This is a genomic window from Novosphingobium sp. NPDC080210, assembly GCF_050281025.1.
Lineage (GTDB): Bacteria > Pseudomonadota > Alphaproteobacteria > Sphingomonadales > Sphingomonadaceae > Novosphingobium.
In genome coordinates, this window is the sequence record NZ_JBNNWL010000001.1 from 1,040,252 (window position 1) to 1,053,489 (window position 13,238).

Sequence of the window (13,238 nt, forward strand, 5' to 3'; positions counted from 1 at the left end):
CACCTTATCGCGCGACGGGCACGGAACCAGCTGCGGATTTTGCCAGATCCTGCCCTTGCGGGATCACTGCGACCCGCCATGACTTGCCCGGAGCCAGATATTTCTGGGCCAAGGCCCGCATCGCTTCAGGTGTGGTCTCGGTGTAATCGCCCAGCACGCTGCGCACGCCGCGATACCGCTCAGGATCGCTGGTCGCCCCTTCGATCAGGTACATGAAGAAAGCGCTGGAAGACGATGCGCGGGTCAGCGACTGCTTGAGCGGTTCGGTCACCCGGGCCAGTTCCTCGACGCTGACGGGATTGGTCGCCAGGTCGGTCGCGATTTCCTCTGCCGTGGCGAAGAACACCGGCACCGATTTGGGCTGAAGATTGGCCAGGGCAAAGACATTGCCGCCCGCGTTCAGCTCCAGCGGCCACGAATTGACCACCTGCGGCGCATAGGCTTCGCCCAGTTTCTCGCGCAACTTGTCGAGCAGCCGGTTCTGGAAAATCTGCGTGAGGATTTCGAGCTGGCGGCTTTCGCGCAGCTGCGCGGTTCCGCCGCCGGTCGGCCAGCCGATGATTCCGGCGGCCTGGTTGTCCTGCCCGCGGTGGTACAGCAGCACCGGCTCAGCCGAAGGGTCAAGCGTCCGCGCATCCAGCCCCGCCGTTCCAGCGGGAAGGCTACCGCGCGACGGCAAGGCCCCGAACGTGCGGTTCAGCGCGTCGATTGCCTTGGCCTGGTCGAAATCGCCGAACAGCTGGACCTCGATCGGACCCTGGCTGAGGATCGGCTGCCAGACCTGGCGGAAGCCCTCGACCGACGTGCCGTCGATATCGGCGGGAGTGGGCGTGCGGAACACCGGATCGCGGCCACGCTCCAGGAACTTCAGGTCGCGTTCCAGCACGCCTTGCGGGCTGGCGGCATAGCTTTCGTAATTGATCCTGGCCGCAGCCTGGGCGCGGAGCACCGGATTGCTGTCCCAGCGCGGCGCGGCGAACTTGGCGGCGAACAGGTGCAACTGGTCTTCCAGATCGGCGGCGCGGGTGTCCGCCTTGAAGACGAACTGCGTATCCTCGATCTCGAAGTCGAAGCCGATCTTGCGCCCCGTAGAGGCACGGTCCATCGCCTCGCGGTCGAACGGCCCGACGCCGCTATCGACCAGGGCCATTTCCCCCAGCGTGGCATAGGGCGCGGTCTGCGCCGTAAAGGCGCGCCAGCCCCCGCCAAAGCGCACTTTCAGCGTCACTCGGCCCGGTTCGTCCTCGGTCGGCCAGAGGATCACCTTGACCCCGTTGGCATAGTCGATCTGCTTGATTTCGAGCAGGCCAGTCGCCTTTTCCGCCACGGGCTGGGCTGGCTGGCCCACGGCGGGCAGGTCGGAATACTTGATGCTGTTTGCCGCCAGGCGCGCATTGGTATTGGCGGCAACCGGCGTGGCCAGGGCGGCGCGCAAGGCAGGCGCGGTCGCCTCGCCAGCCTGCGGCGTGACATAGACCGCGCGGGTCACGTTGCCGGCAAACATGGCGCGGGTCTTGGCGAGGATGCTGGCCGGCGTGAACAGCTTGATCGAGCGGTTGAAGATATCCTGCACCACTTCGGGCGAGGCGATGGTTTCGCGGATATCGAGCGCGGTGACCATGTCGTCGGCCAGCTTGCCGCCCGGCAGCAGGCGGCGCTGCTCGACGCTGCTTTCGAACGCGACGGAGAATTCCTGCACCTCGCGGTCGATCTCTTCCTGGGTGGGCGGCTTGGCCATGGCATCGGCAATCACGCCGCGCGTATCACGCAGCGCCGCCTGCCAGTCGGCCCCAAGCGGCGTGATGCTGATATAGGTTGCGTCGGCTGACCGGGCGATCTTGTCCTTGGTCACCTGCGCCACCAGAAAGCTGCCACCGGCGCGGGCCTTGGCCTCCAGCCGCCGGTTGATGATCGCCTGTGCGACGGATTCGGTCATGATCCCCTGGTTGTAGACCACGGTATCGCGCACCGGACGCCACGGACGCAGCACGGCATAGGTGATCGAGCGGGGCATCTCCGGTTCGACCAGCACCCGCGTTTCGCCAATCGGAGCGAGGCCCTTGGCCCCCTTGGGCGGCAGGGGATCACCGAAGGGTGGTTCCGCCACGCGCGGGCCGACGCCCTGCCAGTCCGAAAACCACTTCTTGATCGAGGCTTCCATCGCCTCGGGCGCAATATCGCCCGACACGATCACCACGGTATTTTCAGGCCGATACCAGCGCTGGTGGAACTGGGTGACAGTGGCGGCATTGGCGGCGTTCAGTGTTGCCGGAGTACCGATTACCGGACGCACGGCGAGCTTCTGACCGGCAAACAGGGTCTGCTGGGTCTGCTCGAACACGCGGGTCGCCGTGCCGCCGCGCTCGCGCATTTCCGCAAGCACGATGGGCACGTCGGTGCGCACGTTCTTTTCGTTGATCACCGGGGCGATCATCATGCCCGACAGCAGCTTCATCGATTCATCGACCGAAGCCTCGGTCGCATTGGGCAGGTCCAGCTTGTAAGTGGTCGAAACGGGCGAAGTTTCGGCATTGGTATCGCTGCCGAAAGTCGCGCCCATCCGCTGCCAGGTGGGGATAGCCTCGCCTTCGCCCAGATAGCGGGACTGGCGGAACACCATGTGCTCCAGCAGGTGCGAGAAGCCGCTTTCATGGTCGCGTTCGTAAAGCGAGCCGACATCCATGCGGATGCGGATCGAGACCTGACCAGGCGGCACCCCGTTCTTGCGCACGACATAGCGCACGCCGTTGGGCAGTTCGCCGAATTGCCATTCCTTGTCCTGCGGGATGTCGCTACCCCGATAGAGCCAGGGCGTGTTCGGATCGATCTTCGGCGCGGGTGCAGGCTTGCCCGCTGCGGCCCGCTTGGCCTTGGCTGGTGCGGCCTGGAGCGCCGGACTGGCAACCATGGCAAAAGCGGGCAGGATCAGGGCGAAATTGCGCAAGGCGCGAAACGGCTTTGACATAAGCGAAGAGCTATAAGCGGCGTGGTGATGAAGGACCAGTGAATAACAACTGAAAGCCGCGCTTGTTCGCGCCCAACCAGAACCTGTCCGATCGTGCGCTTGACCTTACCCGCCGCGCGCCTACATGCCATGGCATGTTTATCGAGACCGAAACAACGCCCAATCCTTCGACGCTGAAGTTCTTGCCTGGTCAGGAAGTGATGTACGCCGGAACCCGCGATTTCCGTGACGAGGAGGATGCCGCCGCCAGCCCGCTGGCTTCGGCTCTGTTCGACCTGGGCGACGTGACGGGCGTGCTGTTCGGGCGTGACTTCGTTTCAGTCACCGCCGGTCCGGGGACCGACTGGTCGGCGCTCAAGCCGCAGGTCGTGGCAATCCTGCTCGATCACTTCATCACCGGCGCGCCGCTGTTTCACGCGCCCAGCGCCTCGGGCATCGTGGTCCCGGCCGAAGCGGAAGACTATGGCGACGATCCGGCCGATGCCGATGTCGTGGCGCAGATCAAGGAACTGATCGAAACCCGCGTCCGCCCCGCCGTGGCCAACGATGGCGGGGACATCGTCTATCGCGGCTTCCGTGAAGGCGTGGTCTACCTGGCCATGCAGGGCGCCTGTTCTGGCTGCCCCAGCTCTACCGCGACACTGAAGAACGGGATCGAAACGCTGCTCAAGCACTACGTTCCCGAAGTAACCGAAGTGCGCGCTGCCTAACCTTTCCATAAAACGGTCGCAGGTCTGCCCTGCAAAACGCCTATCCAGCAAACAGGGGAATTTTTCGCATGTCTCAGCCGCTGCCCAACGCTTCGCTCGATCAGTTGTTCCGCACTGCCCGCACCTACAACGGCTATCTCGACAAGCCGGTCTCGACCGAGCAGCTTCACGCGATCTGGGACCTGATGAAGATGGGGCCGACCAGCGCCAACCAGCTTCCCGCGCGGCTGATCTGGTGCACCACCGATGAAGCGAAGCAGAAGCTGGCCGCCTGCGCCATGCCCGCCAATGGCGAGAAGATCCTGAAAGCTCCGGTCAGCGTGATCGTGGCCATGGACACCCAGTTCCACGAACAGCTGCCCTGGCTGTTCCCGCACACCGATGCCCGCGCCTGGTTCACCGGCAACGATGCGCTGCGCGAACGCTCGGCCTTCCTCAACACCACGCTGCAAGCAGCCTATTTCATCGTCGCGGCCCGCGCGCTAGGGCTGGATACCGGGCCGATGACCGGCTTTTCCACCGATGCGGTCGATGCCGCGTTCCTGGCCGACAAGCCGGACTACAAGTCGGTCATGATCTCGACCCTGGGCTATGGCGACCCGGCGAGCATTTTCGACCGCAGCCCGCGCCCCGATTTCGACACTTTCAATTCCATCGTCTGAGCGGTTACAACCGCCAGCATGAAGACCCTGGTTATCGATAGCGCGACCGAGGCCTGCTCGGTCGCGCTGTTTGAAGACGCCGCGCTGATCGGCGGCGATTGGCGCATGCTGGGGCGCGGCCATGCCGAACAACTGGTGCCCATGATCGCGGCCCTGCCCGGCAAAGGTCAGGCAGAGCGGATCGCGGTGGCGCTTGGCCCCGGCAGCTTCACGGGCGTGCGTGTCGGCCTGGCCGCAGCGCGCGCCCTGGCCTTTGCATGGGGGGCAGAACTGGCCGGCTATCCCACGCTGTCCCTGCTGGCCGCCATGGCCCAGCGCGAGCATCCGGGCGAAGCGGTCACGGTCTGCACCACGGGCGGGCATGGCGAATGGTTCGTGCAAGCCTTTGACGGTGACGCCAGCCCCTTGGGGGCGCTGGCCTCGCTGCGCCCTGACGATGCCGCACAGGGCGCGGGAACCACGCTTTTTGCGGGAAGTCAGGCTGAAGCATTGGTTGCGGCGCGCGGGCAAGGCACCGCGCTGCCAATCTGGCCCGATGCGCGCTGTTTCCACCTGCTGCCGGACAGCCAGATCACTGCCGAAGTCGCCCCCCTCTATGGCCGCGCCCCCGACGCACGGCTCCCCGGCGCCGCATGAACAACCCCCCGGACGACATCGACCGGATCATGGCGGTCATGCAGGCGGCCTTTGCCCCCGAATATGGCGAAGCATGGAACCGGCGTCAGGTCGAAGATGCGCTGCTGATGGGCAACTGCTTTTACTGTCTGCTGACCGAAGCGGGAGCAGCACCCCAAGGTGCAGAGCCCGCCGCCGCCTTCTTCCTCTCTCGATACGGCTTCGAAGAAGAGGAGTTGCTGTTACTTGCGGTCGATCCAGAACATCGCCGCAAAGGACTAGCGGCAAAACTTATTTCATATTTGGAAACGAGCGCCCAAAAGCGTGGGGCCAAGCGCCTGCTTCTGGAAATGCGCCGCGGAAACCCGGCTGAGTTGCTTTACCGCGCCCACGGCTTTGTTCCGATTGGCCAACGTGTAAACTATTACCGGACACCATCGGGCGAGCGGCTGGATGCGCTAACCTTCTGCAAGGAAATCGGATAATTCGGATCTGGATGGATCATCCCCCGGATCGGTTCCGAAACTGGCCAAATGCGCTATATCTAAAAACTTGTTTTGTTAATGAGAATCGCCTAAAGCAACCTCAGAAATTTAAATAAGGGAAACCGGAACCCGAAAATTTCCGGGGTCGCAATGGTACGGAAGGAACAAGGCCATGGATGCAACCCAGGCTGATATCAAGGAAATGCTGATCACTCTGACGTCTGACATTGTTGCAGCACACGTAAGCAACAACAACGTCGAAGTGGAAGACGTTCCCGCACTGATCAGCAAGGTCTATGGTGCCTTGGCCGGTCTTGGTGAAGCCGCCACGATCGAAGAAAAGCTGCCGGAACCGGCCGTTTCGATCCGCTCTTCCGTAAAGCCAGACTACATCGTCTGCCTGGAAGACGGCAAGAAGCTGAAAATGCTCAAGCGCCACCTGATGACGCATTACAACATGACCCCCGAAGATTACCGCGCCCGCTGGAACCTGCCGGCTGACTATCCCATGGTTGCGCCCAACTATGCGGAAAAGCGCCGCGATCTGGCCAAGAAGATCGGCCTGGGCCGCAAGCCCGGCCAAAAGCGTGGACGCAAGCCCAAGGCCGCCTGATAACTGCACTTGCCGCAGTTGAAGAATCGCCCTGCCGGTCTATGATCGGCGGGCGTTTTTTATTTCCGGACTGAACATTCGTGCACCAAGCCATCGATATCGAAGCCCTTTGCACCCAGCGCGGCCTGCGGATTACCGAGCAGCGCCGGGTCATTGCCAAGGTCCTGTCCGAAGCGACCGACCACCCCGACGTGGAGGCACTGCACGAGCGCGCCTCCGCCATCGACCCGAAGATTTCCATCGCCACGGTCTATCGCACGGTTCGCCTGTTCGAAGAGGCGGGCATTCTGGACAAGCACGATTTCGGCGACGGCCGCTCGCGCTATGAAGCCGCGCCCGAAGCGCACCATGACCACCTGATTGACGTGGAAACCGGCAAGGTCATCGAATTCGTCGATCCCGAACTGGAAGCCCTGCAGCGCCAGATCGCCGAAAAGCTGGGTTACCGCCTGGTCGATCACCGAATGGAGCTCTACGGGGTGCGGTTGGACCGCAAGGACTGATGGCCCTCGCCCTGGCCCGCCCGCGGACGGTATCCGCACTCGGCTGGCTGCGGATAACGCTCCGCCTTTGCGCCATGCTGGTCCTGCTGCTGGCCTGTGTCCCGCTTTACTATCTCCACCGCCTGCTGCGCATTCACAATCCGTGGCCGCGCGTTTTCCTGGGCGGCGTGGCCTGGATTGCGGGCATTTCGCTCACCTATCACGGGCAGAAGGTACAGCGCGGGGCTTTCCTGCTGGCCAACCATGTCAGCTGGATGGACATTCCCGCCCTTGCCTGGGCCAGCGGCACTGCTTTCGTCGCGCATGACGGACTGGCCGCCATGCCGCTGCTCAAATCCCTGTGCGAGATGAACGATACCGTGTTCATTGCCCGCCACGACCGCGCCTCGATCGCGAAGCAGATCGCGGACGTGCGCACCGCGCTGAGCGATACCGGCGCGCTGACGGTTTTCCCGGAAGGCACAACCGGCGACGGCACTGGTCTGCTGCCATTCAAAAGCTCGCTGCTTTCGGCAATCGAACCCATCCCCGAAGGCATCGCCGTGCAGCCGGTCCTGCTGGACTATGGCAGCGAAGCGGCAGAGGTCGCCTGGGTGGGCGAAGAGCATGGGCTGGACAATTTCCTGCGCATCCTCGCCCGCAGCCGTCCGGTCAGGCTGTCGCTGCACTTTCTGGATCCGCTATCCGGTGCGGCGCTCACCAACCGCAAGACCATCGCCGCCGCCGCGCGTGAGGAACTGTTGCAAGCGCTTACCCGATAGCCCTTCTCCTTTTCGGCAAAATGGCCTATCGGGCCGTCCCCATGCGCCCTACCCCGCCTCCCCGCACCTACCGCGTCAAAAGCTTCGGCTGCCAGATGAACGTCTATGACGGCGAGCGCATGGCCGAGCTGCTGGCCGAACAGGGCATCACCCCCGCGCCGGAGGGTGAGGAAGCCGATCTGGTCGTGCTCAACACCTGCCACATCCGCGAAAAAGCGGCGGAGAAAGTCTATTCCGACATCGGTCGCCTGCGGCGCGAGGATGGCACCGCGCCGCTGATCGCGGTGGCGGGCTGCGTCGCCCAGGCCGAGGGTGAGGAAATCATGCGCCGCGCGCCTGCCGTGGGCATGGTCGTCGGTCCCCAGGCCTATCACCGCTTGCCGCAGATGATCGCCGACGCGGTGGAAGGCCGCCGCTCGGTCGATACCGACATGCCGGCGGAAACGAAGTTCGACGTGCTGCCCGCCCGCCGCAAGGTTGGCCCCAGCGCCTTCCTGACCGTGCAGGAAGGCTGCGACAAGTTCTGCACCTATTGCGTCGTGCCCTATACGCGCGGCGCGGAAATATCCCGCCCTTACAGCGATCTGATTGCCGAAGCGCACAGGTTGGTGGAGGCTGGTGCGCGCGAGATCACGCTTCTGGGCCAGAACGTCAACGCCTGGCGGGACGAAAGCAATCGTGGGCTGGAAAAGCTGATCGAGGCGCTGGCGGATATCCCCCAACTGGCCCGCATCCGCTATACCACCAGCCATCCCAACGACATGACCGAAGGGCTGATCGCCGCGCACCGCGACGTTCCCAAGCTGATGCCGTTCCTGCACTTGCCGGTCCAGGCGGGGAATGACCGCGTGCTCAAGGCGATGAACCGCAGCCACACGGCCGAAAGCTATCTGCGCGTTCTGGACCAGGTCCGCGCCGCGCGCCCGGACATTGCCCTGTCGGGTGACTTCATCGTCGGCTTCCCCGGCGAGACCGATGCCGAGTTTGAAGATACGCTGAAACTGGTCGAGCAGGTCGGCTATGCCCAGTGCTTCAGCTTCAAGTATTCGCCCCGCCCCGGCACGCCTGCCGCGACCATGGACGGGCAGGTTCCGGTGGAGGTGATGGACGAGCGGCTCCAGCGGCTCCAGGCCGCGCTCAATGCCAGCCAGCTTGCCTTCAACCAGGCCTCGGTCGGCAAGCGCTGCACCGTGCTGGTGGAACGGCGCGGCAAGCATGAGGGGCAATGGCTGGGCAAGTCGCCCTGGCTGCAATCGGTCCATTTCACTGGCGAGGCCGCGATTGGCGATCTGGTGGAAGTCGAACTGATCGAAGCCGGGCCGAACTCCATTGCCGCGCGCCTGGTCCAGCCGCCGCACGGCTGAGCGTTTTTCCACCGCCTGTAACCGGTCTGTCGCTTGCGCGCGTCAGAACTGCGCCTATCTTCCGACTCAGGGCCGCTACCGGCCCGGCTGAAAGGAGCGCATGGCCCGCAAACCCTCCAGCGCCTGGAACGAGGCGCCGACCCGTCCCGCACCGCAACGCGCGCGCGCGGAGCTTGAGTTTGAAGAGGCGACCATGCTGGGCGCCCTGTTCGGGCAGTTCGATGCCAATCTGGTCCTGATCGAAAACCGCCTGGGCGTGTTCATTTCGGCGCGCGGCAACCGGGTGCAGATCGAAGGCGGCGAGGACGGCGTGGCCCGCGCCCGCGATGTGCTGAAAACCATGCACCAGCGCCTGATGAAGGGCGAAGAGCTTGATCCCGGCGCGGTGGAAGCGATCATCATGATGTCCGCCGAACCCACCCTGGAAGGGATCGTCAGCGGCGATCAGGGCAATCCCCCGATCATGATCCGCACGCGCAAGAAAACCATCGTCCCGCGCAGCGCGACCCAGATCGAATACATGAAGGCCCTGGCCAGCAAGGACGTGATCTTTGCGCTTGGTCCGGCCGGCACCGGCAAGACCTATGTTGCCGTGGCGCAAGCGGTCGCGCAGTTGATGACCGGCAGCGTCCAGCGCCTGATCCTCTCGCGCCCCGCTGTCGAAGCGGGCGAGCGGCTGGGCTTTCTGCCCGGCGACATGAAGGAAAAGGTCGATCCGTACCTGCGCCCGCTCTACGATGCGCTGTACGATTGCATGCCCCCCGAGCAGGTGGAGCGGCGGATTGCCTCTGGCGAGATCGAGATTGCCCCCATCGCCTTCATGCGTGGCCGCACCCTGGCCGATGCCTTCGTGATCCTGGACGAAGCGCAGAACACCACGCCCGCGCAAATGAAGATGTTCCTGACCCGCTTTGGCATGAACAGCCGCATGGTGATCTGCGGCGACCCGCGTCAGGTGGATATTCCCGGCGGGGACTCCTTCAGCGGGCTGGCCGACGCGGTCAAGCGACTGGAAGGACTGGAAGGCATCGCCGTCACCCGCTTCACCAGCGCCGACGTGGTCCGCCACCCGATTGTGGGCCGAATTGTCGAGGCCTACGAAGGCAAGGACGCCTGACGATTGCTCCACCCACTCGTCATTGCGAGGAGCGCAGGGAGGAAGGTTGTCGGGCAGCAGCGGAGAAAACCCACCCCAAGCTTGTCGAAGTGGCCCCGCTGCCCTAGCCGGAAAACATGGACCTCGAAATCTCCATCGAAGCAGCCTGGCCTTCGCCGACCGACTGGGAAGAACTGGCAGAGCGCGCCGCAGCCGCACTCGCCCGGTGCGCGCCGGAACTGGCCAATCCGCGCCTTTCCGCCTCGATCCTGTTTGCCGACGATGCCGAGGTTCACGCGCTGAACCGCGAATGGCGCGGCAAGGACAAGCCGACCAACGTGCTGTCCTTCCCGATGTTGGAGCGCGAAGACCTGCTGGACCTTTCGCCCGATGGCCCGCCCGAACTGCTGGGCGACATCGCCCTGGCGCTGGAAACCTGCGCGCGCGAAGCGGCGGAAAAGGGCCTGAACCTTGAGCAGCACGCCACCCACCTGATCGTCCACGGCCTGCTCCACCTGGCCGGACATGACCATGAAATTTCGGATCAAGATGCTCGCACAATGGAGCAACTTGAAATAAAGGCCCTTGCTCTTTTGGGTATTGCCGACCCATATGGCGATCACGACGAATTCTAGGGACTGCGAAACAGGGCGATGCCCGACATATCTTCAGGGGACGGGGACAGTAGAAGCCTGCTGACTCGCATTGTACGCCGCTTTCTGCGCGGGGGCGAAGCTGACCAGTCGCTGCGGGCGCAGCTGGAAGAAGCCATCGACGAGCATGAGGAAGAAGGCGAAGCCGATCGAGGCAACGGCGACCTTTCTCCGCTCGAACGGCAGATGCTGCGCAATCTGCTTCACTTTTCGGAACATGACGCGGACGACGTGGCGATCCCGCGCGGCCAGATCATCGCCATCCCGCGCAGCGCCACTTGGGACGAGGTGGTGAAGGCCTTTGCCGAACATGGCCACTCGCGCCTGCCCGTCTATGGCGAAACGCTGGACGAAGTGATCGGCATGATGCTGATCAAGGACGTCTTCACTTTCCTGGCCGAGGGCAAGACGCCCAAGGACTGGACCCAGCTGATGCGCCAACCCCTGTTCGTGCCGCAGGCCCGCAACGCGCTGGACGTGCTGAACGACATGCGCGCCAGCCGCACCCACCTGGCCGTGGTGGTCGACGAATATTCCGGCACCGACGGCATCATCACCATCGAGGACCTGGTCGAGGAAATCACCGGCGAGATCGAGGACGAGCACGACGACGCGCCGACCGAGCTGCTCGTGCAGCTGGAAGACGGCATGTGGGAAGCCGATGCCCGCGCCGAACTGGACGACGTAGGCGAAGTGATCGACACGCGGCTGGCCGAGATCGAGGAAGACGTCGACACGCTGGGCGGCCTGGCTTTCGTTCTGGCCGGACAAGTCCCGCCGGTCGGCGCGGTCCTCTCGCACGAAAGCGGCTGGCAGCTGGAAGTGATCGGCGGCGACGAAAAGCGCGTCACCCGCCTGCGCCTCCACCCGCCCGCTTCGCCCGCGTTGCAGGAAGGCTGAACCGTGGCCATCCGCCGCCTTCCACCGATGCGCGCGATCGAGGCCTTTGTCCGGATCGTCCGGCTCGGCTCCGCCCGTGCTGCCGCTGACGAACTGGGCCTGTCACCCAGCGCCCTCTCCCGCCGTGTGGCCGCGCTGGAGGAATTCATCGGCAAGCGCCTGTTCACGCGCCAGCATCAGGCCATGCGCCTGACCGACGACGGGCAGGCCTTCTACAACGCGGTGGGGCCGAAGTTCGACGAACTGGCAGCCGCCGTGGAAGGGCAGATCGAAAATTCCAAGGTGCTGCGCCTGCACCTGGGCATCCTGCCGCTATTCGGCAGCCAGCGCCTGTTCCCCCGCCTGCCCGAACTGCGCAAGCAGCACCCGCGCCTGCACATCGACTTTGACACCAGCCCGCACCTCGAAAACCGTGTGGGCGACACCCTGGACGCCGCCATCATCCTGGCCAAGCGGCCCGACCCGGCGTTCCATGCCGTGCGGCTGGACCACAACCGGGTCTATGCCTTCACCTCAAAAGCCCTGGCGGCGGAAATTGGCGACAAGCCGGACAAGGACGTCCTCTCGCGCCAGACCTTCCTGATCCATACCGAACTTCCCGACAGTTTCGTCGCCTGGAAACGCGCCATCGGCATGCCCGGACTGGAACCGGCGGCCATCGACCACTACGATTCCGGCCAGCTGATCCTGGAAGCGGCGGCCAACGGCCTGGGCATCGCGATCATGCACGACGATCACTTCCACCGCAGCCATGACAAGCGCCTGGCCAAGCTGTTCGATGTCGAAGTGGAAAGCCCCTATTCCTACTGGTTCATCTGCCGCCCGCACACGCTGGAAGTGCGCTCGGTCCGGATCTTCCACGACTGGCTGGTGAAGGCGGGGCTGTGAGGAATCCGGCTTCGACAAGCTCAGCCTGAGCGGGGTGGAGAAACAGATTCATTTTTAACGAGATGGGTAAAAGGCAGAGGGCGCCACAACATTCCGCTCAGGCTGAGCCTGTCGAAGCCGGTTGGTCAGCGCCCGCAACTCCGTAATTATCGCCAGCCACATTTCCTGCATAATGCCCCGATGAAGCGCCGATTCGTCCTAGCCGCCCTGCCCGCCATGCTGTTCACGCTGACGGCGGCGGGAAAGCCCCGAAAACCCGCGCCGCGCCCCGCTCCGCCGCCAGCGCCGCTGGGCGACGTGGTACGTATCGAGATCGTCACCGAACTGGGCACCATCACGGCCGACCTGTTCCACAAGCAGGCACCGATTACGGTCCGCAACGTGGTGCGCTATATTGACAGCCGCCGCTATGACGGCACCACCTTTTACCGCGCGATGAAGCTGGATTGGGGCGAGCAGCCCAACGGCCTGATCCAGATGGGCATCCGTGATGCGGCCAAGCTGTTCCCGCCCATTGCCCATGAACCGACCAGCCAGACCGGGATCAAGCACAAGGCAGGGACGCTTTCCCTCGCCCGCAATGCACCGGGCACGGGGCGGGCCGATTTCTCGATCCTGATGAGCGATCTGGAAAGCTATGACGCCGATCCCGCTTCGGACAATCCCGAACTGCGCGCCGGCTATGCCGCCTTCGGCCAGGTGGTGAGCGGGATGGACGTGGCGCGCAAGATCTTCGAAGCGCCGCGCTCTGCCACGGAAGGGGTGGGCCTGATGAAAGGCCAGATGCTTGGCCCGCCGATCAAGGTGCTGCGCATCCGCCGTCTGCCCGCGCAACCGTTGCCGCCTGTAGGCTGAATGAAAAAGGCGGATGATGGAGCTGTCTGGGGCGAGATCCCGTCAAGAACAGGATCGTTTGACTCCATCATCCGCCGCACGCACCAATCCGACGCCGCAGGGGCATCAGGAACGGGTGTGCACTCGGTCATGCCAGGGCATAGTGAGCGCATCACCCGCGTAATGCAC

General features: G+C 64.0%; 14 protein-coding genes. 13 read left to right on the plus strand and 1 reads right to left on the minus strand.

Features of this window, described 5'->3' with window-relative positions:
• Positions 1-4: 4 nt before the first annotated feature.
• Positions 5-2,965 (minus strand): M16 family metallopeptidase, encoded by a 2,961-nt coding sequence (locus tag ACQKOE_RS05010; RefSeq protein ID WP_427511805.1) that lies wholly within the window; start codon positions 2,963-2,965, stop codon positions 5-7.
• A gap of 134 nt (positions 2,966-3,099) precedes the next feature.
• On the opposite strand from ACQKOE_RS05010, the gene ACQKOE_RS05015 reads away from it, so the two are divergent.
• The 13 genes from ACQKOE_RS05015 to ACQKOE_RS05075 all read left to right on the plus strand — a co-directional run bounded on the left by ACQKOE_RS05015 (position 3,100) and on the right by ACQKOE_RS05075 (position 13,070).
• Complete coding sequence (locus ACQKOE_RS05015; RefSeq protein ID WP_427511806.1) at positions 3,100-3,675, plus strand: NifU family protein; 576 nt, start codon at positions 3,100-3,102, stop codon at positions 3,673-3,675.
• Between the two features lie 68 nt (positions 3,676-3,743).
• The gene (locus ACQKOE_RS05020; RefSeq protein ID WP_427511807.1) at positions 3,744-4,337 is read left to right on the plus strand and encodes a malonic semialdehyde reductase; all 594 of its coding nucleotides are present in this window, start codon (positions 3,744-3,746) and stop codon (positions 4,335-4,337) included.
• Between the two features lie 18 nt (positions 4,338-4,355).
• A complete protein-coding gene (gene tsaB, locus ACQKOE_RS05025; RefSeq protein ID WP_427511808.1) occupies positions 4,356-4,973 on the plus strand; it encodes a tRNA (adenosine(37)-N6)-threonylcarbamoyltransferase complex dimerization subunit type 1 TsaB in 618 nt (205 codons plus the stop codon).
• On the plus strand, positions 4,970-5,437 hold the full coding sequence (locus ACQKOE_RS05030; RefSeq protein WP_427511809.1) for a GNAT family N-acetyltransferase: 468 nt from the start codon (positions 4,970-4,972) through the stop codon (positions 5,435-5,437). The genes tsaB and ACQKOE_RS05030 overlap by 4 nt, the downstream gene beginning before the upstream one ends.
• Positions 5,438-5,609: 172 nt before the next feature.
• Positions 5,610-6,050, plus strand: a complete 441-nt coding sequence (locus tag ACQKOE_RS05035; protein ID WP_427511810.1) for a MucR family transcriptional regulator — start codon at positions 5,610-5,612, stop codon at positions 6,048-6,050.
• 80 nt (positions 6,051-6,130) lie between these two features.
• Positions 6,131-6,553 (plus strand): Fur family transcriptional regulator, encoded by a 423-nt coding sequence (locus ACQKOE_RS05040; protein WP_374590260.1) that lies wholly within the window; start codon positions 6,131-6,133, stop codon positions 6,551-6,553.
• Positions 6,553-7,314, plus strand: a complete 762-nt coding sequence (locus ACQKOE_RS05045) for a lysophospholipid acyltransferase family protein (protein ID WP_427511811.1) — start codon at positions 6,553-6,555, stop codon at positions 7,312-7,314. The genes ACQKOE_RS05040 and ACQKOE_RS05045 overlap by 1 nt, the downstream gene beginning before the upstream one ends.
• A 41-nt stretch (positions 7,315-7,355) precedes the next feature.
• A complete protein-coding gene (miaB, locus tag ACQKOE_RS05050) occupies positions 7,356-8,678 on the plus strand; it encodes a tRNA (N6-isopentenyl adenosine(37)-C2)-methylthiotransferase MiaB (protein WP_427511812.1) in 1,323 nt (440 codons plus the stop codon).
• A gap of 100 nt (positions 8,679-8,778) precedes the next feature.
• Positions 8,779-9,795 carry a PhoH family protein gene (locus tag ACQKOE_RS05055; protein WP_374590254.1) on the plus strand — a complete coding sequence of 339 codons (1,017 nt, stop codon included), beginning with the start codon at positions 8,779-8,781 and terminating at the stop codon, positions 9,793-9,795.
• A 116-nt stretch (positions 9,796-9,911) separates the two neighbouring features.
• Positions 9,912-10,409 (plus strand): rRNA maturation RNase YbeY, encoded by a 498-nt coding sequence (gene ybeY, locus ACQKOE_RS05060; protein ID WP_427511813.1) that lies wholly within the window; start codon positions 9,912-9,914, stop codon positions 10,407-10,409.
• A gap of 18 nt (positions 10,410-10,427) precedes the next feature.
• Complete coding sequence (locus tag ACQKOE_RS05065) at positions 10,428-11,327, plus strand: hemolysin family protein (protein WP_427511814.1); 900 nt, start codon at positions 10,428-10,430, stop codon at positions 11,325-11,327.
• Positions 11,328-11,354: 27 nt separating this feature from the next.
• On the plus strand, positions 11,355-12,215 hold the full coding sequence (locus ACQKOE_RS05070) for a LysR family transcriptional regulator (protein WP_427511957.1): 861 nt from the start codon (positions 11,355-11,357) through the stop codon (positions 12,213-12,215).
• A gap of 180 nt (positions 12,216-12,395) precedes the next feature.
• Positions 12,396-13,070, plus strand: coding sequence for a peptidylprolyl isomerase (locus ACQKOE_RS05075; RefSeq protein WP_427511815.1), 675 nt, complete (start codon positions 12,396-12,398; stop codon positions 13,068-13,070).
• The last annotated feature ends 168 nt before the right edge of the window (positions 13,071-13,238 follow it).